The organism is Limobrevibacterium gyesilva (genome assembly GCF_025989185.1).
GTDB classification, from domain to species: Bacteria; Pseudomonadota; Alphaproteobacteria; order Acetobacterales; family Acetobacteraceae; genus Limobrevibacterium; species Limobrevibacterium gyesilva.
This window is the reverse complement of the sequence record NZ_JAPDNT010000007.1, coordinates 131,031-152,232: the sequence shown is the minus strand read 5'-3', so window position 1 is coordinate 152,232 and position 21,202 is coordinate 131,031. Positions and strand designations below refer to the sequence as shown.

Below are 21,202 nucleotides of genomic sequence, written 5' to 3'. Positions count from 1 at the left end.
TGTCGCACAGCGGACATCCTAGGCCGCCTCCGTCGGGAACTGCAGGGCGAAATCGATCAGCCGCGCCTTGTTCCAGTACACCTTGCCCAGGTACAGCCCAGGCGAGACCTGCCGGATCTCGTCGCGGATCCATTGCGCGACCAGCGACGTTTCGGAATAGTCGAGCACGATGCAGTCCTTGCCGTCGAGCCAGCTTGGTCCCTTGTAGACGCGGGCGACGATGGCGTTGATGCCGAACGGCAGGATGCGGTTGCGCAGCAGGCCCTTCTCCGCATCGAACACCTTGCCCTGCCAGGCGAATATGTTGATCAGCGAAGCGATCTCCGGCGTGAAGCGGGTGCCGGGCGCGACGATCGCGGTTCCCTCCCCCTGCCCGTTCGGGATGTCGCCCGTGGGGCTGCCGGTGAAGAGGGCATCGAGCTCCTGCTGCGACATCTTCTGCAGGTCGGCGACCGTGATTGCCATTGCCGAAGACCTTTCACATGTGCCGGAAATGTGCGGTTGCAGCCTCGTGATTTCGGGCGGCCAGCGAACGCTTCATCGGAAAGCATGCACAACCCGGCATGCGCTTTGCAATCTTCGCCTGCGCCGATGCCGGCGGCCGGGGCGGTCCTCCCTTAACTGTTTATCTTGTTGCCAGGGTGAGCCGCGCGCGGCCAGGCGAAAAAGCGGGCGTCCGAGATTGATTGTTGCAGCCGGGAACCGGGGTTATACTTGTGCATACGACGTGACAATCGTGCGGCAGGACCGCCGCCACTGCGGCGTGGATCGTATTTCGCGTCGCCGGCCGGCCGGTTTCCGGGCCATCGCACCCGGTTCAAGGGGCACGACTCCAGGATCATTTCGTGGGAGGTTCCGCATCATGAGCCGTGCGTTCGTATCCGAGGAAGCGGCCGAGACGCGTGCGGCGGCATTGCCGGAAAGGCCGATCAGCGACCACCCGAACCTCGTCACCCCGCGCGGGCTGCAGCTGATCGAGGCGCATGTCGCCGGCCTGCAGGACTCGCTCGCAAACGCGGTGGCGGACGACGCCGAACGGCCGAAGCTGGCGCGCGACCTGCGCTACTGGCAGGCGCGCAAGGCAAGCGCACGGGTCGTCGAGCCGCCGCCCGGGCCGCCGCAGGAAGTCACTTTCGGCACGACCGTCGCCATCCGCCGGAGAGATGGCAGCATCGGCCGGTACAGGATCGTCGGCGAGGACGAGGCGGACCCGGCCAAGGGTCTGCTGAGCTGGGTTTCGCCGCTCGCCGAGGCGCTGATCGGCGCCCAGGCCGGGGACGTCGTGGAAGTGGGCGGCGGCCGCCCGGCGGTGACGGTGGAGGCCATCGCGCGGGAATAGCGCGCGCTCAGAGCGACACCCAGGCGCCGCCCGCTGCGCGCGAGGCCAGCGCCGCCTCGATGAAGGCCAGGCCCGCCGCGCCGTCGGCCGCGGTCGGGAAATCGAGCGCAAGCGGGTCGGGCGCGGCGCCGCAGATGCGGGCGGCCATCGCTTCGGCAGCGTCGCGGTAGAGATTGGCGAACGCCTCCAGGAAGCCTTCGGGATGGCCGCGGGCGATGCGCACCAGCCGCTTCGCCGGCGCCAGCAGGTCGGCGTCCCCGCGCGCGAGGATCTGCACCGGGCGGCCCTGCAACGCGAGCGTGAGGTAGTTGTTGCGCGCGTGCGTCCATTCGATGTGGCCGTGTTCGCCAAACACCCGCAGCGTGATGGCGTTCTCGGTTCCCGCGAGGGCCTGGCTGACCGTCATGGTGCCGCGCACGCCGCCGGCGAAGCGCAGCAGGAAGGCACCGTAATCGTCCACGCTGCGGCCGGGCACCAGTGCGCCGAGATCGGCGCACAGGCTTTCGACCGGCAGGCCGCTGACGAAGCAGGCGAGATGCTGCGCATGCGTGCCGATGTCGCCGAGCACCAGCGACGGGCCGCTGCGCGCGGTGGCGAGCTTCCAGCGCAGCTTGGTGGTGAGCGCGCCGTGTTCGACCGGCGCGCTCATGCCGGCCTGCAGGTACTCCACCTGCACCGCCCGCAGCGCGCCGAGCACACCGGCCGCGACCATGGCGCGGGCCTGGCGGATCATGGGATAGCCGGAATAGGCGTGGGTCACGCAGAACACGCGGGCCGCGGCCTCCGCCTGTTGCTGCAATGCGCTGGCCTCGGCCAGCGTGTTGGTCAGCGGCTTGTCGCAGACGACGTGCAGCCCGGCCGCAAGCGCCGCCTGGCATTCCGTGAAATGCCGGTCGTTCGGCGTCATGATCGCAACGGCGTCGAGAGGTTCGGCGGCGAGCATCTCCGCGACGCTGCCGTGGCCGCGAAAGCCGAGGGCCGCCGCGGCCGCGCGGGCGCGCGCGGGATCGGATGAGAGCACGCCGGCGGTGATGTCGAAGCGCCCGTCGAGCTGGGCGGCGGCACGGTGGATGGCGCCGATGAAGCTGCCGGGGCCGCCGCCGACGACGCCCAGGCGGAGCTTGCGTCCCAATACGGCGAAAGCGTCAGGCATGGATGCGTCTCCCGGTAGCGGTGAGACCTGCGGGCATCGGCCGTCCCTCCCGTATCGTTGCGGACAGAATGATGACTCCGGGCACGATATGCCAGCCTGCCGGACACGTGGGCGATTTCGGGGGTGGTGCATCCGGCCCCGATGGCGAATGATGCGGCCTGGCGCGGCGGAGACCGCACCGGGCACACGGCCATACAGGAGCGTCCATGTCCCTCAACGAGTCCATATTGCTGTCCGCGCTGCGCGGACAGCAGCCGGTGAACGACGTCTGCCGCGCGGCCGGCATCACGCCGGCGGAGTTCGCGGCCGAGCGTGACGCGTTCCTGCGCCGCCATGCGGCACCCTGCGATCGGCGCATCGCCGGCGGGGTCGGCGGCAAGGTGGAGATCCTGCGCGACCGCGCCGGCGTGCCGCATGTTCATGCCGGCACGACCACGGATCTGTATTTCGGCCTCGGCGTGGCGATGGCGGAGGACCGGCTGTGGCAGATGGACCGGCTGCGCCGCCGCGCGCTGGGCCGGCAGGCGGAGATCCTGGGCCCCGCGTACGCCGCCAGCGACATCGCGCATCTGACCGTGGGCATCGACCAGCTCGCCGAGCGCGAGCCGGCGCAGATGGACCAGTCCACCTACGAGGTCGTCGCCGCCATGGTTGCCGGGATCAACCGGCAGATCGAGACGCTGGGCGCCGCGCTGCCGATCGAGTTCCGCGTGCTGGACTACGTGCCGGCGCCGTTCACGGTGAGCGACATCGTGGCGATCGCACGCGGGCTGTGGTGGTCACTGAACGGGCGGATCGACCGCATCGCCGCGGCGGAGGCAGGCCGGCTGCTGCCCACGCCGGAACTGCGCGCGCTGTACCGGACGCCGGAAGCATCGGAGAACCTGGTGCTGGGTGCGGGCGCCCTGGGCTGTGGCCGCGCCGTCGGCACCGATGATGCGACCGGCAGCAACAACTGGGCGCTGGCGGGCGCGCGCACCGGCAGCGGCCACGCGGTGCTGGCCGGGGACCCGCACCAGCCGTTCTGGGTGCCGTCGAGCTGGTACGAATTCGCCTTGCACGGGCCGGAGGAGAATGCCGCGGGCTGCGGCCATCCCGGCCTGCCCGGATTGTGGTGGGGCAGCAACGGCACGATCGCCTGGAGCCTGACCAACAACGCCGCCTCAACCCGCGACCTGTATCGCGAGGAGATCGACCCCGCGGACCCCGCACGCTATCGCGACGGCGATACCTGGCGCCGCTTCGCCGAGCGCGAGGTTGAAGTGCCCGTGCGCGGCGAGGCGACGCGCCGCCAGGTGATCCGCTCGACCGTGCGCGGGCCGGTGGTCAACCACATGGTGACCGCGATCGCCGCCGAGGGGGATCCGCCGCTGTCGCTGCGCTGGGTGGGCATGGAGCATCTGGACGACATGCGCGCGCTGGTGGCCATTGCCAGGGCGCGGGACTGGCAGGGCTTCCGCGATGCGCTGCGCGACTGGTCGGTGGCGGTATTCAACTTCGTCTATGCCGATGCGCAGGGCAATGTCGGCTACCAGATGGCCGGGCGCGTGCCGGTGCGCGGGCGGATCACGCATGGCTTCCGCGATGCCGGCAATCCCGCAGACCGCTGGAGCGGGAAGATCCCGTTCGACGGGCTGCCGCACGCCTTCAACCCCGCGCGCGGCTATGTTGCCAGCGCCAATCAGCGCATTGTCGGGGACGACTATCCGTACCCGATCTACGGCGCCTATTCGCAAGGCCATCGCGGCGTGCGCATCGACGAGGCGTTCGCCGCCCCCGGCCCCGCCGGCAAGGCGGCCAGCATCGCGCTGCAGAACGACGTGAAGAACGCCCGCGCGGAGCGGACCTGCCCGCATATCCTGCGCCTGTTGGAGGGCGATGCGGACCCCGGGGTCGCCGCGATCTCCGCGGCCTTGTCCGGCTGGGATCACCGCTACACGCTGGAAAGCCCTGCCGCGACCGTCTTCGAGGCGTTCATGGCGCTGTGGCAACGGCGGGTGCTGGCGGAGCATCTGCCCGCGCGCCTGCTGGACCTCGCGAGCCAGCAGACCGGGCTTGCCGTGGCGCTGCTGGAGGCGCCGGACATGGCATATTTCCCCGCCGGCACGCAACACGCGGCGCGCGCCGTGGCGCGGCAGGTGCACGCCGATCTGCGCCAGCGGCTCGGCGACGATCCGCAGGCGTGGCAATGGGGCCAGGTGCACATGGCGCATTGGCGGCATCCGGTGTCCAACGCCGCGACGGGCGAAGCATTCGATATCGGGCCACATCCGGTGGACGGCGGATCGCACACCGTGCGCAACACCGGCGGCGAGTTGCCGCCGCATGGGGCGGGTTCGGGCGCGGAGTACCGGATCGTCGTGGATTTCTCGCAGCCGGATTCGTTCCTCGCCGTGCAGAACATCGGCAATTCCGGCGTGCCCGGCAGCCCCCACTACCAGGACCAGTTCCTGCCGTGGATCCGCGGCGAGTACCACGTGGTGCATCTGCGCCGCGAGGACGTGGAGCGCGCCTGCGAAGCCACGACGCTGATCGAGCCGGGGTGACGGCGGCTACGCCCGGAACAGCACCGACGGGTCCGGCGTGTAGCGCGCGAGCTTCTCGCGGTCGAGCGCCACGCCGAGGCCCGGCTTGTCGGGGATGGTGAGGTAGCCTTCGGCGTCCAGCGCGAACGGCTCTTCGGTGATGCCGTCCACATAGGGGCTGCCGCCGATGAACTCGACGAGGGTGACGTTCGGCAGGGCCGCGGCGAGCTGGAGGTCCGCGGCGACGCCGAGCGCGGTGTTCCAGCCATGCCCGACATAGCGGACGCCGAAATCGTCGGCCATCCAGGCGATGCGCCGCTGCTCGCTGATGCCGCCGACCTTGGTCACGTCGGGCTGCACGATGTCGAAGGCGCCGCGCGACAGCCAGGGCAGGAAGGTCTGTCGCCGCGTCAGCACCTCGCCGCCGGCGATGGGGACCGGGCTCGATTTGCGCAGGATGCAGAAATCGTCGATGGCGTCAGGGCGCAGGGGTTCCTCGAACCAGCCGACATTGTGGTCCTTCAGCATCTCCGCCGTGCGCATCGCCCATTTCAGGCCCTGTGGCCAATGCGCGTCGCTGGCGCCGGCATCGACGAGCAGCTGCGCATCGTCGCCCGCGGCCCGGCGAGCGGCGGCAACGATGGCTTCGTCGAGCTTCGGATCGCCGGCGCGGCCGAACGGCCCCCAGCCGATCTTGAAGGCGCGGAAGCCCCTGGCACGATAGGCGGCGACCACGTCGGCCATTTCCGCCGGCTGCTCCATCAGCAGCGAGCAATACGGCAGGACACGGCGGCGATAGGTTCCGCCCAGCAGGCGGCCGACAGGCATGCCCGTCACTTTGCCCAGGATGTCCCACAGCGCGATGTCGATGCCGCTGATGGTGTGGGTCAGCGTGCCGCCGCGGCCCATCCAGAACGTATTCTGGTGCAGCTTTTCCGACACGCGCTCCGGCTCCAATGCGTTCTCGCCGCGGAACAGCGGCTCCAGCACCCGCAGCCCCGCCGCCACCAGGCGGCCATCGGTGAAGGCGCTGCCATAGCCGGTGATGCCGCGGTCGGTATGCACGGCGACGAGCGCGTGGATGGAGTCCTCGGGCCGGATTTCCGCGGACCAGCCGCCTTTGGGGGTCTCGCCGAACAGCGGCGCGGCCTCGATCGCGGTGATCCGGACGACGTCACGTGCCGGTTCGGTCACGGTCGTGGTGGGCGAGCCCATGGCGTCATCCTTCCCTGGCGCCGCGTGCATTCGTTGACAGCGGCCGAAACATCATATGAGCATGCAAGCGGGAGAGAGCATGTCCGTCAACCTTCCGGTGAACGGGCGCGCGAAGCAGCAGCAAAGAGAACAACGAGGAAGACGACACAATGCCACGAATTCTGCTCGTAGAGTGCATGCAGGAAATCTCCTCGTTCAATCCGCTGCAATCCGGATACGACCATTTCGCGGTGCAGCCGGGCGAGGCGTTGTACCGGCAGGCCGGCCTGAACACGGCCATGGGTGGGGCCCTGGAGGTGTTTCGCGGTGCGCCCGGCGTCGAAACGGTGCCCGCCTATGGCGCGCGGGCGGGCAGCGCGGGGCTGCTGTCGCGCGCGGGATGGGCGCGGCTGTCGGGCGAGCTGGTGCAGGCCGTCGCGGCGAACGTTGCCGGTGTGTCGGGCATCTATGTGTCCATGCACGGCGCCATGGGGGCCGATGGGGAGTTGGACCCGGAAGGATTCCTGCTCAGCGAGATCCGGCGGCTCGCCGGGCCCGATGTGCCGATCGTGGTTTCGCTCGATCTGCACGGCATCCTCACCGACCGGATGCTGCGGCAGGTGGATGGGTTGGCGCTGTATCACACCTATCCGCATGTCGATTTCGCCGACACCGGCGCGCGCGCCGCGCGGCTGCTGCTGCGGCTGATGGCGCGGCCGGCGCCGGCGGCCATCGTGCGCGTGGTCATTCCGGCGCTGGTGCGCGGGGACGAGCTGATCACGAAAAGCGGCTGCTACGGCGACCTGATCCGCGAGTGCCAGCGGCTGGAACGCGACGGCACGGCGCTGGCGGCGGGCATCATGATCGGCAATCCGTTCACCGACGTGCCGGAATTGTGCAGCCAGGTGATCGTCATGACCGACGGCGATGTGGCGCGCGCGCAGCAGGAGGCAACCCGGCTGGCGGAGGAATTCTGGGCGCAGCGGTTCCGGATGCAGGGCAAGCTGATCCCGATCGGGCGCGCCATCGCGCAGGCGAAGACGATGGCGGGACCGGTGCTGTTCACGGATGCGGCCGACGCCACGTCGTCGGGGGCGTCGGGGGATTCCAACCTCATCCTGCATGCGTTGCGCGAGGCGGGATACGACAAGCGGGCCCTGGCGCAGATCGTCGATCCCGGCGCGGCGCGGGCGGCGCATGCGGCCGGCGTCGGCGCAACGATCGACGTTACCCTTGGCGGCTGCCACGACAAGGCCCGCTTCCCGCCCATGCCGGTGCGCGCACAGGTGCGGCTGCTGTCCGACGGGCGGGCGCGGCTGGAGACGATGCGCTCGGGCCTGGAGGCAGGGCCGACCGCCGTGCTCACCTACGACAATACGACGGTCGTGGTGCTCAGCCGCTCGGTGAGCCTGTTCGATCGCGCGATGTATTATTCGGTCGGGCTCAACCCGCGGGACTTCGACCTCATCGTCGTGAAGTCGCCGCATACCGAGCACCACATGTACGACGAGTGGGTGGAGAAGAACTTCAATATCGACGTGCCCGGCGCCACCTCCGCAAACGTCAAGGCGCTGGGTCATACGATCTGCGCCCGGCCGATGTATCCGCTGGACGAGGACATCGCCTTCACGCCGGCGCCGCAGGTCTATGCAAGGCGTGGTACCGTGCCGTGAGGATCGAGGCCGTCGACCTGTTCTATCTGGCGATGCCCGCCATCACCACGGAGGCGGATGGCAGCCAGGATGCGCTGCTGGTGCGCGTGGCTGCCGGCGGGCATGTCGCCTGGGGGGAGTGCGAGGCCTCGCCGCTCGTTTCCATCGCCGCCTTCGTCTGCCCGATGTCGCACGGCGTCTGCCGGCCCGTCGGCGCATCCGTGCTGGGCGAGACGCTGGACGGGCCGGCCGATATCGCGCGGATCGCGGCGCGCGTCGAATACGACAGCATGGATCTGCTGCAGGCGCCGCATATGTTTTCCGGCGTCGAGATGGCGCTGTGGGACCTGCTGGGCAAGGCGCGCGGCGAGCCGGTGTGGCGGCTGCTCGGCTACGACGCCTCCCACAAGAAGGTTCCATACGCGTCCATGCTGTTCGGCGACACGCCGGTGGATACGTTGCGCCATGCGCGCGACGCGCGGGCCAACGGCTTCGGCGCCGCCAAGTTCGGCTGGGGGCCGATCGGGCGCGGCGATGCCCGGGCGGATGCCGAGCATTTCGTGGCGGCGCGCGAGGGCCTCGGGCCGGACGCCGTTCTGCTGGTCGATGTCGGCCAGATCTGGGGCGAGGACGTGGAGGCTGCCGCCGCCAGGTTGCCTGCACTGGAGGCGGCACAGGCCACCTGGCTGGAAGAGCCGTTCCATTCGAGCGCGCTGGAAAGCTATCAGGCGTTGTCGCGGCGCAGCACGAAGGTCAGGATGGCCGGGGGAGAGGGCGCGCATAATTTCTCGATGGCGCGCCACCTGATCGACTACGGCGGCGTCGGCTTCATCCAGATCGATACCGGCCGGATCGGTGGCATCGGCCCGGCGAAGCGGGTCGCCGACTATGCCGTGGCCCGTGGCGTGACCTTCGTGAACCACACCTTCACGTCGCATCTGGCGCTCAGCGCGTCGCTGCAGCCGTTCGCGGGACTGCAGGACCACCGGATCTGCGAATTTCCCTTCGCGCCAAAGTCGCTGTCGCTCGACATCACGCGCAACCATCTACAGCGCGACGCGAACGGAGAGATCGCCGCACCCGACGCCCCCGGGCTCGGCATCGATGTCGATCCGCAGGGCTTGCGGGAATACCTCGTGGATGTCGATATCCGGGTGGGCGGCAAGCTGCTCTACGCCACCCCGGCATCCCTCTAGTTCGGCCAGGACAGCAGGGAACGCAGGCGCCGCGCACGCCGGTCGGACAGCTTCGTGGCGATGACGTCGTTCGACTCCTGCGCCCGATCCAGTTCCTCGGCCAACCGGCCGGCGACGATCACCTCCTCGCCCGGATGCAGGTTGCAGGGGTCCATGTAGAAATAGCCGTGCTCGATCTCGTGGTCGCGCACGATGACCGGCTGGCTTCCGGCGGCGAGGCGATCGGCGAGGTCCCAGGCGGTGATGTGCGCCGCCGCCGGATCGACGGCGACGTGCAGCCGGTCCAGCGGATTGTTGGTGGGGTCCGCGACGATGGCCGGGGTGATGCCCGCACGGCCTTCGAGCGTCGTCTGCCAAAGTTCGAGGGCCGCCGTCTCCCGCGCGCGGATCGCGGCGTGGTCGCGCCGCTCCCAGGCTTCCAGCGCGGCGATGGTGCCGGCGATGCCCTCCTTGCCGACCTTCATGCCGCGGCCGATGCCCATGTTCTGCAGGAATGCGGCGCGCACGAGGTCCTCGCGCCCGGCGACGATGCCGCCGGTGGGGCCGCCGAGGAACTTGTGCGCGGAATACAACGCAAGGTCCGCGCCGGCCGCGATGAAGCCACGCAGGTCGTACTCCGAGGCGGCGTCAACGATCACCGGCACGCCCTTCGCATGTGCGATCTCGGCAAATTCGGCGAGCGGGAGCATGCCGTACGGCACCGTATGGTGCGACACGACATAGACCGCCGCAGCCGTCTGCCCGTTGATCGCCCCCGCGAGCTGGTGCGGCCGCGCCGAGGTCGCCTGCCCGACCGGAACCACACGGGCGCCGGCGAGGCGGATGCCCTGTTCGATGGGCGCACCGTAGGAGACCATGTGGCCGGCGAGGATCACCACTTCGTTCTTGAGGCCCGTCGCATCCGGCAGCCGCTCGATGGCGGCGAGGTCGCTGCCGGTCATGGCGCCGGCCACGCCGAGCGTGATCGCCGCACTGCAGGAGGCGGTGACGAACCCTGCCTCGGCCTGGCACAGCCGCGCGATCGCTTCGCTCGCCTTGCGCTGCAGGTCCTCGATCTCCACGAACTGCCGCAGGATGGCCGAGACCGCCTCGATCGCTTCGGGCACCACGATGGACGCGCCGAGCCCCGTCATGGTGCCGGAGACGTTGATGATCGGGCGCACGCCGAGCCGGGCGCGGATATCGGGAGTGTTCATGGCCTCGTCCCTTCCCTCTCTGCCGCCCGGGCGGTTGTGGGCGCCACGGTGGCGATACTTGTTCCATGCACGGCAATTCCGGGTAAACTGTCGTCCAATCGGGCTTCGGATGAAAGCACGAGGCCCGCGGTTCAAACATAAGAGCGGGGGGTGACGAGATGATCGACATCACGCAACGGCGGAGCCTGTTCAGGCTCGGGGGCGCCGGTCTCGCCCTGGCAGCGGCGGGCGCTGCGCTGGATCCGTCGCGCGCCGCGGCCCAGGCCGCACCCACCAGCCAGCTTCGCACCGTGCTGGACCGCGGCAAGCTTATCGTCGGCACCGGCTCCACCAATCCTCCGTGGCATTTCGAGGATGACAGCGGCAAGCTCACGGGCATGGACATCGCCATGGCCCGCATCCTGGCCAAGGGATTGTTCGACGACGAAACCAAGGTGGACTATGTCCGCCAGGACCCGGCGGCGCGGATTCCGAACATCACCACCGGCAAGGTGGATATCGTCATCCAGTTCATGACCGTATCGCCTGCCCGGGCACAACTGGTCGCCTTCTCCCGGCCCTATTACGTCGAGGGCGCCGCGCTGATGACGACGCCGAAAGGGAAGTGGCAGACGTACAAGGACCTGCTGGCAGCGGGCAAGCAGGTGCGGGCGTCGGTGCTGCAGAATGTCGATGCCGACATCCTCGTGCACAACGCACTGCCCGAGGCACAGGTGATGCAGCTCGACAGCCAGGCCAACACGTTCCAGGCGATCACGGCCGGGCGCGCGGATGTCGCGGTGGTCGATGCGTCCACCGTGAAATGGCTCGTGAAGAAGAATCCCGGCGTCTACACCGATCCCGGCTATGCCTACGAGGCGCAGCTCTACAGTGCCGCCATGCGGCAGGGCGATCCGGACTGGCTGCACTGGGTCGATACCTGCTTCAACGTGGCCATGCACGGCCACCAGCCCGAGATCTACAACGCCGCGTTCGAGGAGTTCTTCGGCGAGAAGCCGCCGGTGCAGAAACCGGGCTTCCCGCCGATCTGACGTTCGAGGCTGCCACGACTCCGCGCCGGCGGGGGTTCGCGATCCTTCGCCGGCGCGCCAATGTCCGGTGTCGCTCCGTTTGCATTACCACCTGAACTTCAACTTCGTCTGGAAGTATTTCGACCGGCTGAGCTGGGGTCTGCTGCTCAGCCTCGAGCTGGCGGCGGCCGGCATCCTCATCGGCATCGCGATCGGCCTGAGCCTGGCGCTGCTGGCCAATTCCGGCGGGCGGGCGGTGCGCGCGGTGATCGCGGCCTATGTGGAATTCATCCGCAACGTGCCGCTGCTGCTGCTGGTGTATCTGGTGTTCTATGGCGTGCCGAGCATCGGCGGGTTCGCCTATGACGCGCCGACCAGTTTCATCATCACCCTCGCCGTCTATGCCGGCGCCTATCTGGTGGAGGTGTTCCGCGCCGGGCTGGACGCCATACCCAAGGGCCTGATCGATGCCGGCAAGGCGATCGGGCTCACGCCATGGCAACGTGTCGTGTACGTGAAGCTGCCGACGATGCTGCGCATCGTGCTGCCCTCATTGAGCAACGCGTTCATCTCCCTGTTCAAGGACACGGCGCTGGCCTCGGTGATCGCGGTGCCCGAACTGCAATACGGCGCCAGCTGGATCTATACGAACACGTTCCGCATCGTCGAGGTCTATGCCGTCGTGACGCCGATGTATCTGGTGACCGGCTACGGGCTGCTGTTCGGGCTGCGCCTGCTGGAACGCCGGTTCGCGATCCGCCGGCTATGACCCTCCCGCCCGAACTCAACGTGATGGTCAAGAGCCTGCCCTTCCTGTGGCAGGGATTGCTGGTGACGCTGCAGGTCTCGGCGACCGTGGTGGTGGTGGCGCTGGTGCTGGGCGTCACCCTCGGCGTGGGGCTCACCTATGGCCCGCGCTGGATCGCCTGGCCGATCCGCCTGTTCAGCGACATCATTCGTGGCCTGCCGCTGCTGGTGCTGATCTTCTTTGTCTACTACGCCCTGCCCGCCACCGGCTGGAGCATCAACAATTTCTGGGCGGCCTTGTCCGCACTGGCGCTGTTCGAGACCGCGCATGTCTCGGAGGTGGCGCGTGGCGCGATCCAGTCGATCCATCCCGGCCAGAACGAGGCGGGCAAGGCGATCGGGCTCACCTTCGTGCAGCGCATGCTCTATGTCGTGCTGCCGCAAGCGCTGCGGCGCTTCCTGCCGCCCTGGATCAACACGGTCGTGGACACGGTGAAAGGCAGCGCCCTGGTGTCGCTGGTGGGCATCGTCGATCTGATGCTGGCGATCCAGCAGGTGATCGGGCGCACCTTCCAGCCGATGCCGATGTATGTGCTGGGAGCCATCATGTATTTCTTGATCAACTACACCCTGTCCCTTGCAAGCCGACGCCTGGAGGCACGCTTTGCATACATCCGGGAATAGCGACGCCGCCCTGCTGGTGAAGGTGCGCGCGCTGTCCAAGTCGTTCGGCGCCAACCAGGTGCTGAAGGGCGTCGATCTCGATGTGCGGGCGGGCGAGGTTGTGTCCGTCATCGGCGCCAGCGGCAGCGGCAAGACCACCCTGCTCCGCTGCATCAATGTCCTGGAAACCTACGATGACGGCTCGATCAAGGTCGACGGCGTCGAGGTCGGCTATCGCGAGACGAACGGCGACCGGCGTCCGCGCGGCGAGCGTGAGCTGGCGCGCATCCGTGCCGATATCGGCATGGTGTTCCAGCTGTTCAATCTGTTTCCGCATCTGACGGCGCGGGAGAACGTGATGCTCGGCCTGCGCAAGGTCCGCGGCCTGCGGCATGCCGAAGCGCGCACGGTCGCCGAGCAATGGCTGGTGCGCGTGGGGCTCGGCGACAAGCTGGACAGCCTGCCGTTCGAGATGTCCGGTGGCCAGCAGCAGCGCGTGGGGATCGCGCGCGCGGTGGCGATGAACCCGAAAGTGCTGCTGCTCGACGAGATCACATCGGCACTCGACCCCGAGCTGGTGGGCGAGGTTCTGATGGTCGTGCATGAACTTGCCCGGGAAGGCATGACGATGATCCTGGTGACGCATGAGATGACATTCGCCCGCGACGTGTCGTCGCGCGTGGTGTTCATGGATGGGGGCCGCGTGGCGGTGGAGGGTCCGCCAAGCGAGGTGTTCGGCGCGCAGCCGCACGAACGATTACGGAGCTTCCTGGCCCGGATCGAGCTGAAAGGCGTTTGATACCAACGGCCCTTGACGATGGCCCTTCCATCGTCAAGGGCCGTTGGTATCGCGCGCCGATCCGCTTGCGGCACGCAAGCGCGTGCCTGTCGCGGGCTTGGTGGGCGGCGGCGCGCAAAATAACGACTCATACCAGCGGTCATTCTTCATGGCCGCTGGTATGAGACAGGCCCCCCTCTGCCTCAGCGATCCAGCACGGTCCTGAGGAATTCGCGCGTACGCGGCTCGCGTGGTGCACCGAAGATCGCGCGCGGTTCGCCTTCCTCGACGATCTGGCCGTGGTCCATGAAGATCACGCGCGCGGCGACCTGGCGGGCGAAATTCATTTCGTGCGTCACCACCACCATCGTCATGCCGCGACTGGCCAGGTCACGCATGACGGTGAGCACTTCGGCCACCAGCTCGGGGTCGAGCGCGCTGGTCGCTTCGTCGAACAGCATGGCCTTGGGGTCCATTGCCAGGGCGCGTGCGATGGCCGCGCGCTGCTGCTGGCCGCCGGAGAGCTCCTCGGGGTAGGCGTCCACTTTGTCGGAGAGGCCCACTTGCGCCAGGAGTTCCAGCGCCCGCCGGCGTGCTTCGTCCTTCGGCCGCCGCAGCACATGCACCGGCGCCTCGATGATATTGCCGATAACGGTGAGGTGCGGGAACAGGTTGAACTGCTGGAACACCATGCCGACCTGCGCGCGTACCGCCGAGATCGCGCGGTTGGAGTGCGACCGCATGCTGCCATTGACCTCGTCGCGGTAGACCGTCTGTCCATCGATGCGGATCCGGCCGGCCTCCGCGACCTCCAGATGGTTGATGCACCGCAGGAGCGTGGACTTGCCGCTGCCGGAGGGGCCGATGATGCAGATCACCTCGCCTTTCGCGACGCGCAGGTCGATCCCCCGCAAGACGTGCAACGAGCCGAAATGCTTGTGCAGCCCTTCGATTTCGATCATCGACGGAGCGTCGGTCATCGCAGCTTGCGCCGGTAGCCGGCGCGCATCCTGCGTTCGAGATAGCCGACCAGCCGGGCGGCGGGGAAGCTGACGGTGAAGTACATGATGCCCACGATGGTGTAGAGGGTGAAATACTGGAAATTCCGGGCGGCGATGATCTGCGCCGTGAACACCACCTCCTGGATGCTGATGACGGAGCACAGCGCGGTGTCCTTGAACAGCGCGATGAAATAGTTGCCGAGGGCCGGGATCACGATGCGGACGGCCTGCGGCAGGATGATCCGGCGCATCGCCAATCCGCTGGTCATGCCGAGTGCCGCCGCGGCATCGTGCTGGCCCTTGGAGATGGCCTGGATGCCGCCGCGATAGACCTCGGACAGATAGGCCGAGTAGTTCAGCGTCAGCGCGATCACGCCGGCGACGAACGAGTTCAGCCGGATGCCGATCTCCGGCAGGACGTAATAGATGTAGATGAGCTGCAGCAGCAGCGGCGTGCCGCGGATGGCCTCGATATACGCCTTGACCAGCCAGCGCAGCGGCCGGAAGCGCGACATGCCTCCGAGTGCCACCAGCAGGGCGAAGACCAGGCTGAGCAGGATGACGACGAAGGTCAGCTCGATCGTCATCACCAGGCCGGCGAACAGCGGACCGATATTGGCGGCCGCGATTTCAGGATTCAGAAGTTCCATCGCGGCGCTTCAACGGCGGCGGACGGGCCGGAGCGTTGCCGCCCCGGCCATCACGGTTTCAGGGTGCCAGCTTGAACAGGACGAGATTGCGGTCGGAAAGTCCGTATTTCCGCAGGATGTAGCTGACATGACCATTGGCACGCAGCTCGGCGAGGGCTTGCGTGTAGGCGGACCGCAGCGTGCAATCCTCCTTGCGCATGGCGAAGCGCGCCATGCCGTAGCCGCCGCCGTTGATGATGTCGTCAGGAACCGCAATGCTCCACAGCGGCTCGAGATTGTTGCTCGGATTGTTCTTGGCGAATTCGAGGTAGACGAGGTCGTCCTCGAGCACGGCCTGCAGCCGCCCCTGGTTCAGGCTCTGCAGCTCGTCGATCTCGGTCTTGAAGGGCGTGGTGGCCACGCCGATCTTGCGCAGGTAGTAGTCGGCGGCCGAGCCGGAGATCGAGCCGACCTGCTTGCCCTTCAGGTCCTCATAGGTCTTGACGCCGAGCGGATTGCCCTTGGCAACCACGATGATCGGGCCATACCAGTAGGCCGGCCCGGAGAAGCTGATCACCTTGTCGCGCTCGGCGGTGTGGTGGATGTTGCCGGCGATCACGTCCGTCCGCTTGGACAGCAGGGCCGGGACCTGCGATTCCCAGGGCATCCATTCGACCTTGATGGTCTTCACCCCCATCCAGTCGAGAGCTGCCTTGTTGATGTCCCAGTCGATGCCGTTGGGTTGCTTGGTCTTCTCGTCGAGCCAAGCCTCGGGCGGGTTCTGCGAGAACCCGAGCGTGATCCCCTCATTCTGCGCCTTGGCGAGTGAACCGTCGCCGCAGTTGTCGAACATCGGTTTCGACTCGCTGAAGAATGTCGGCTCGTCGGCGATGGCAGGGAGTGCGAGCAGGGACACGGCAATGCCGAGTGTGACAGCGAGGCAAGAGCGCACGACACGTCCTCCTCTGTGTGACCTCAACGCCGGGCGTTGCGCGCGGCGGGGCAGCCGGAAGCTGGGGAGCGACGGGGAAGAAACAGATGCCGCAGACGCAAGTCGCGACAAACAGATCCACGCGCCAGTTCGCTGCGCAGCCTATGACACAAAATCTAGCACACCTGAAATTCTTCGCAACACACTGCGGCGCCAAGCGGGGGCGGCGCCCAGCGGCGCTGCCCCCTCACCCCGTTCCGCCCCCGCGTGCGAAGGGCCCGAGCCGGCCCTGTCGCGCTATTCCCGCGCGAGATCGCCCAGCAGGCTGGCCGCGACCATCAGCTTCGAGACGGTAAGCCCCGAAGCGACAATGCCCTCGACCGTCTCACGGATCCGCGTCACCTTCGGTCCCAGCGCGTCGCTCCAGGCGGCCACGCCGTCGCCGCCGGTGTGGCCGCTTCCCGCGATCTGCGCGGTCAGCCGGCGATGGGCGCCACCGATGGCGTCCACCGCACGGTCCACCGCCAGCCGGTCGTAGTAGTCGGCCACCGTCACATCGTCCGCGGCCCGCGCGATGCTGCCCAGGCGGAACAGCTCCGCCACCGCGAAATGCGTGGCAGCAATCTCCGGCAAGGCATGGTTGGTCTTTTGCGTCACCAGCACGATGTCCGGCGCCAGCGTGAGCTCGGACAAGCCGGCAAGGCGGGCGGCGAGGTCGGCGGGAACACCCTGCCCGGCCAGTTCCTGCGCACGATCATGCCAGGCCTGCGCCGCGGCCGGCGGCAGCAGGCTCGCAAGGTCGCCCCCGATCTCGGCGATGCCGCCGCGGAAGCGATCGACCACCGCGTCCAGCGTCCCGCTGGTCAACTCGACGTTGCGGATGAACCAGACGATGCGGTTCATCAGCAATTCCTGCACCCTGGCATAGAGGCCGAGCTGGAGCATCCCGGGCACCGCGCCGTCCAGCGCGTCGATGGCGGCATTCAGCTCGGCAATGCCCAGGGAGTCGCGCGCGGCCGCATAGGCGGCGGCAATGGTCGGCGCGTCGGACCCGGTTTCGTCGATGAGGCGCGTCACCGCGGCCGGGCCGGCGCGATTGACGATCGCATTAGAGACCTGGGTGGCGATGATCTCGCGCCGCAGCCGGTGCGCGGCGATGGCGTCGGGAAAGCGTTCGCGCAGCCTGGCGGGGAAATACCGCTCCAGTTCCATGCCCAGATAGGGATCGTCGGGAATCTGGCTGGCCAGCAGGTGGTCGTGCAGAGCGAGCTTGGCGTAGGCGAGCAGCACCGCGATCTCCGGCCGTGTCAGCCCCTCGCCGCGGCGGGCGCGTTCCGTCAGCGTCATCTCGTCCGGCAGGAACTCCACGGCGCGGTTCAGCCGGCCCTCCTGTTCCAGCGCCTGCATGAACCGTCGGTGGAAGCCGAGATCGGTCGTGCTGCGGCGCTCGGCGAGCGAAATCGCCAGCGTCTGCAGGTAGTTGTTGCGCAGCACCAGGTCGCCGACATCGTCCGTCATCTCCACCAGCAGGTCCTTGCGCGCCTGCGGGTCGAGCCGGCCGTCGCGCTCGGGTATCGAGAGCGCGACCTTGATGTTCACCTCGACGTCCGAGGTGTTGACGCCGGCGGAGTTGTCGATGGCGTCGGTGTTCAGCCGCACGCCTTTGCGCGCCGCCTCGGTGCGGCCGCGCTGGGTGGCGCCGAGATTGGCGCCCTCGCCAATCACCTTCGCGCGCACGTCGGCGCCGGCGATGCGCACGGCGTCGTTGGCGCGGTCACCCACTTCGCCGTCGGTCTCGGTGCTGGCACGGATATAGGTGCCGATGCCGCCGAACCACAGCAGATCGACCGGCGCCTTCAGGATGGCGTTGATCACCTCGGCCGGGGTCGCCTCCGCGGCGTCGAGCCCGATCGCGGCGCGCACCTGCGGCGACAAGGGGATGGACTTGGCCGCGCGCGTGAACACGCCACCGCCCGTGGAGATCTTCGTCCGGTCATAATCGGCCCAGCTCGACCGCGGCAGATCGAACAGCCGCTTGCGCTCGGCCCAGGCGGCCTCCGGGTCCGGCTCGGGATCGAGGAAAACGTCGCGGTGATCGAAGGCGGCAACAAGCCTCAGCGTGCGCGACAGCAGCATGCCGTTGCCGAATACGTCGCCGGACATGTCGCCCACGCCGGCCACGGTGATCGGCTGGCTTTGGATGTCGATGTCCATCTCGTGGAAATGCCGCTTCACCGCCTCCCACGCGCCGCGGGCGGTGATGCCCATATGCTTGTGGTCGTAGCCGTTGCTGCCGCCGGAAGCGAAGGCGTCGCCAAGCCAGAAATTCGCCTCGATGGAGAGCGCATTGGCGACGTCCGAGAAGGTCGCGGTGCCCTTGTCGGCGGCAACGACGAGATAGGGATCGTCGGCATCGTGGCGCACGGTGTCGGCCGGCGGGACCAGGTGGTGCTCGACCAGGTTGTCGGTCAGCTCAAGCAGGCTGCGCACGAAGATGCGGTAGCTCTCGGTGCCCTCGGCCATCCACGCCTGCCGGTCCGACGCCGGCGGCAGGCGCTGCGGCACGAAGCCGCCCTTCGCGCCCACCGGCACGATGACGGCGTTCTTGACCTGCTGCGCCTTCACTAGGCCGAGCACCTCGGTACGGTAGTCCTGCGGCCGGTCGGACCAGCGCAGGCCGCCGCGCGCCACCTTGCCGAAGCGCAGGTGCAGGCCCTCCACGCGCGGGCAGTAGACGAAGATCTCGAACAGCGGGCGCGGCAACGGCAGCGCCTCCACCTTGGCGCAGACGAACTTGAAGGTGATGGTCTCGCGCGGCATGCCGTCCGCGCCGGTCTGGAAGAAATTGGTGCGGACCGCGGCTTCGACGAGGTTGACGAAGCGGCGCAGGATGCGGTCGTCGTCCAGGCTGGCGACGTCGGCCAGCATGGTCTCGATGTCGGCCCGGATCGCCGCCTCGCGCTCCTCGCGCACCGAGGCGTCGGCCGCGGGATCGAAGCGGGTACGGAACAGCGCCACGATGCGCGCCGCGATGCGGGCATGCCGCGACAGCGTGGCCGCCAGGTAGTCCTGGGCATAAGGCACCAGGATCTGCCGCAGGTAGCGGCCCAGCGCGCGGATCATGGCGACATCACGCCAGGCCAGCCCAGCTTCCAGCACCAGCCGGTTGAAGCCGTCGGAATCCGCGCGGCCCTGGAACAGCGCCAGCAACGTCGCTTCCACCGGGCCGTGGATCGTCTGGATGTCGATCGCGGCGCCGGACGCGCGCTCCAGCACCATGTCGTGCAGCCAGATCCGCCCGGCTTCCGGCACGTCGGCGGGGGCGATGCGGTAGGTCCGCTCATTGACGACGCGGAAGCCGAGATTCTCCAGCAGCGGCACGCGCTGCGACAGCGCCAACGCGGTGCCGCGGGAGAACAGGCGCAGATTGGCGCGGGTGTCCGGGTCGCTGTCGTGGCGGTACAGATCGACGGCGAGCGGATGGTCCTCGGACAGGCCCTCCAGAATGCCGATGTCGCGCGTCGCCTCGTCCGGCGAGAACGCTTCGCGGTAGGCGGCGGAGAAGGCGTCGCCATAGCGGGCGAACAAGGCACGGGCCTTGGCGCCGTCCGTACGGGCATCAAGGCTCGTCCGCAGACCGTCGCTCCAGGTGCGCACGATCGCCGCGATCCCGCGCTCCAGCGTCTCCTGATCGAGCACCGGCGTCCGGCCTTCGTCGCGGCCGATGATAAAGTGGGTGCGGGCCAGCAGCCCCTCGGGGTAGGTCGGGTAGGCGGCGGAGACCCGGCCCTGGTAGACCTGGGCCAGGAAATCGCCGACGCGCCGGCGAATGGTGGTGTCGTAGCGGTCCTTCGGGATGAAGACGAGCACGGAGATGAAGCGGTCGAACTCGTCGGCGCGGGCGAGCGCGCGGATGCGCGGCCGCTCGGACAGGTTCATGATCTCGATAGCGAAGCGGTAGAGCGTGTCCTCGTCCACCTGGAACAGCTCGTCGCGGGGGTAGCTCTCCAGCACCGCCAGCAGCCCCCGCCCGGCGTAGCTGGCGGGGTCGAAGCCGGCCCGTGCCACGACGCCGGCGATCTTCTGGCGCAGATACGGGATGGCGCCGGTGACGTTGGTGTAGAGGTTGGCTGTGAACAGGCCGATGATCCGCAGCTCGCCCTGCAGCTCGCCCGCGTCGGAGAACAGCTTGACGCCGATATAGTCGAGATGCGCGCGCCGGTGCACCCGCGTCTTCACGTTGGCCTTGGTGATAATCAGCGCGCGCGGCCGCTGCAGGAAGGCGCGGATCTCCGGCGTCACCACCACCAGGTCGCGGCCGCGGCGCAGCACGCGCACGGCGGGGTCGCGCAGCAGGCCGAGGCCGGTGCCCTCGATCGGATCGGCCGCGTCGTCTTCGGGCAGACGGTATTCGCGCACGCCCAGGAAGGTGAAGTTGTCGGCGCCGATCCATTCAAGGAAGGCGATCGCCTCGGTCACCTCCTCGCGCGAAAGCGGCGGCGGGTTCACGCGATAGGCCTGCACCGCCTGGTAGGCGCGCGTGCGCATCGCCACCCAGTCGCCGACCGCAACCGCAACATCGGCGTAGACCTTCGACAGCCCCTCGACCAGCCGTGCGCGGGCCGCGGAATCGTCGATGCGGTCGAGATGGATGTGCAGGAAGCTTTCGCGGCGCACGCCCGCAGGCGCCACCCCCACCGCCTCACCCACGAGACGGCGCAGCGCGCCGCTGCGGTCGCGCTCGACCGCCAGAATGGGGTGCGCGACCAGGGTCGGCTCGTAGCCCTGCTCGGCGATCTCGGCGAGCGTGGAATCGAGCAGGAACGGCATGTTGTCGTTGACCACCTCGATGACGGTGATCTCCCGACGCTTGCTCTTGCCGGTGATCTCGTGGTCGAGCAGGCGGATGTCGGGCTGGCCGTGCTGGCGCGGCTCAGAGACGTGGCGATAGGCGCTTTCCGTCAGGCGCCGGATGTCGGCCGGCGAGCAGCACGCCAGATCCTGCGGATCGACGCGGCCGAAGAGAAGCTCCTGGAACCCCGTCGGCGCCGTCTCCGCGGCCGCCACGCCCCCTGCCGACGCGTTTTCGTTCACGTTCCCATCGACCATTTCGCCGTTATCCCCCATGCCTGCGCGCGGCCGGCACGTCATCCGCCGGTTCACACGGGCGCACTATACGCCTCGGCGC

Annotated in this window: 16 protein-coding genes; 8 read left to right on the top strand and 8 right to left on the bottom strand. The window is 68.3% G+C overall.

All coding sequences use genetic code 11. From position 1 onward, the window contains the following. Window positions 1-18: 18 nt before the first annotated feature. Window positions 19-465, bottom strand: coding sequence for a hypothetical protein (locus OL599_RS11970; RefSeq protein ID WP_264713982.1), 447 nt, complete (start codon window positions 463-465; stop codon window positions 19-21). A gap of 397 nt (window positions 466-862) precedes the next feature. On the opposite strand from OL599_RS11970, the gene OL599_RS11965 reads away from it, so the two are divergent. Continuing rightward, window positions 863-1,339 carry a GreA/GreB family elongation factor gene (locus OL599_RS11965; RefSeq protein ID WP_264713980.1) on the top strand — a complete coding sequence of 159 codons (477 nt, stop codon included), beginning with the start codon at window positions 863-865 and terminating at the stop codon, window positions 1,337-1,339. A 7-nt stretch (window positions 1,340-1,346) separates the two neighbouring features. Here OL599_RS11965 and OL599_RS11960 read toward each other — a convergent pair whose 3' ends face one another. Then, the gene (locus tag OL599_RS11960) at window positions 1,347-2,492 is read right to left on the bottom strand and encodes a Gfo/Idh/MocA family protein (RefSeq protein ID WP_264713978.1); all 1,146 of its coding nucleotides are present in this window, start codon (window positions 2,490-2,492) and stop codon (window positions 1,347-1,349) included. A 206-nt stretch (window positions 2,493-2,698) separates the two neighbouring features. On the opposite strand from OL599_RS11960, the gene OL599_RS11955 reads away from it, so the two are divergent. Then, window positions 2,699-5,038 carry a penicillin acylase family protein gene (locus OL599_RS11955; RefSeq protein ID WP_264713977.1) on the top strand — a complete coding sequence of 780 codons (2,340 nt, stop codon included), beginning with the start codon at window positions 2,699-2,701 and terminating at the stop codon, window positions 5,036-5,038. 6 nt (window positions 5,039-5,044) lie between these two features. Here OL599_RS11955 and OL599_RS11950 read toward each other — a convergent pair whose 3' ends face one another. Further along, window positions 5,045-6,232, bottom strand: a complete 1,188-nt coding sequence (locus OL599_RS11950) for a mandelate racemase/muconate lactonizing enzyme family protein (RefSeq protein WP_264713975.1) — start codon at window positions 6,230-6,232, stop codon at window positions 5,045-5,047. 149 nt (window positions 6,233-6,381) lie between these two features. Between OL599_RS11950 and OL599_RS11945 the strand changes: the two genes are divergently transcribed. Both OL599_RS11945 and OL599_RS11940 read left to right on the top strand, forming a co-directional pair. Then, window positions 6,382-7,884: a M81 family metallopeptidase gene (locus OL599_RS11945; protein ID WP_264713974.1), complete on the top strand. Its 1,503-nt coding sequence runs from the start codon at window positions 6,382-6,384 to the stop codon at window positions 7,882-7,884. Next, on the top strand, window positions 7,881-9,059 hold the full coding sequence (locus OL599_RS11940) for a mandelate racemase/muconate lactonizing enzyme family protein (protein WP_264713973.1): 1,179 nt from the start codon (window positions 7,881-7,883) through the stop codon (window positions 9,057-9,059). Before OL599_RS11945 ends, OL599_RS11940 begins: the two co-directional genes overlap by 4 nt. Here OL599_RS11940 and OL599_RS11935 read toward each other — a convergent pair. Then, window positions 9,056-10,255 (bottom strand): aminotransferase class V-fold PLP-dependent enzyme, encoded by a 1,200-nt coding sequence (locus OL599_RS11935; RefSeq protein WP_264713972.1) that lies wholly within the window; start codon window positions 10,253-10,255, stop codon window positions 9,056-9,058. The genes OL599_RS11940 and OL599_RS11935 overlap by 4 nt on opposite strands. A gap of 158 nt (window positions 10,256-10,413) precedes the next feature. Between OL599_RS11935 and OL599_RS11930 the strand changes: the two genes are divergently transcribed. The 4 genes from OL599_RS11930 (at window position 10,414) to OL599_RS11915 (ending at window position 13,474) form a co-directional block, all read left to right on the top strand. Continuing rightward, window positions 10,414-11,286 (top strand): transporter substrate-binding domain-containing protein, encoded by an 873-nt coding sequence (locus tag OL599_RS11930; RefSeq protein WP_264713971.1) that lies wholly within the window; start codon window positions 10,414-10,416, stop codon window positions 11,284-11,286. A gap of 67 nt (window positions 11,287-11,353) precedes the next feature. Beyond that, the gene (locus OL599_RS11925; protein ID WP_264713969.1) at window positions 11,354-12,034 is read left to right on the top strand and encodes an amino acid ABC transporter permease; all 681 of its coding nucleotides are present in this window, start codon (window positions 11,354-11,356) and stop codon (window positions 12,032-12,034) included. Beyond that, on the top strand, window positions 12,031-12,696 hold the full coding sequence (locus OL599_RS11920; protein WP_264713968.1) for an amino acid ABC transporter permease: 666 nt from the start codon (window positions 12,031-12,033) through the stop codon (window positions 12,694-12,696). The genes OL599_RS11925 and OL599_RS11920 overlap by 4 nt, the downstream gene beginning before the upstream one ends. Further along, window positions 12,677-13,474 (top strand): amino acid ABC transporter ATP-binding protein, encoded by a 798-nt coding sequence (locus tag OL599_RS11915; protein WP_283949663.1) that lies wholly within the window; start codon window positions 12,677-12,679, stop codon window positions 13,472-13,474. The genes OL599_RS11920 and OL599_RS11915 overlap by 20 nt, the downstream gene beginning before the upstream one ends. Before the next feature lie 182 nt (window positions 13,475-13,656). Here OL599_RS11915 and OL599_RS11910 read toward each other — a convergent pair whose 3' ends face one another. The 4 genes from OL599_RS11910 to OL599_RS11895 all read right to left on the bottom strand — a co-directional run bounded on the left by OL599_RS11910 (window position 13,657) and on the right by OL599_RS11895 (window position 21,108). Next, window positions 13,657-14,433: an amino acid ABC transporter ATP-binding protein gene (locus OL599_RS11910; protein WP_408886936.1), complete on the bottom strand. Its 777-nt coding sequence runs from the start codon at window positions 14,431-14,433 to the stop codon at window positions 13,657-13,659. Then, window positions 14,430-15,104, bottom strand: coding sequence for an amino acid ABC transporter permease (locus OL599_RS11905; RefSeq protein WP_264713966.1), 675 nt, complete (start codon window positions 15,102-15,104; stop codon window positions 14,430-14,432). The genes OL599_RS11910 and OL599_RS11905 overlap by 4 nt, the downstream gene beginning before the upstream one ends. A gap of 58 nt (window positions 15,105-15,162) precedes the next feature. Beyond that, the gene (locus tag OL599_RS11900; RefSeq protein WP_264713965.1) at window positions 15,163-16,035 is read right to left on the bottom strand and encodes a substrate-binding periplasmic protein; all 873 of its coding nucleotides are present in this window, start codon (window positions 16,033-16,035) and stop codon (window positions 15,163-15,165) included. Between the two features lie 276 nt (window positions 16,036-16,311). Further along, window positions 16,312-21,108 (bottom strand): NAD-glutamate dehydrogenase, encoded by a 4,797-nt coding sequence (locus OL599_RS11895; RefSeq protein ID WP_264713964.1) that lies wholly within the window; start codon window positions 21,106-21,108, stop codon window positions 16,312-16,314. Between the last annotated feature and the right edge of the window lie 94 nt (window positions 21,109-21,202).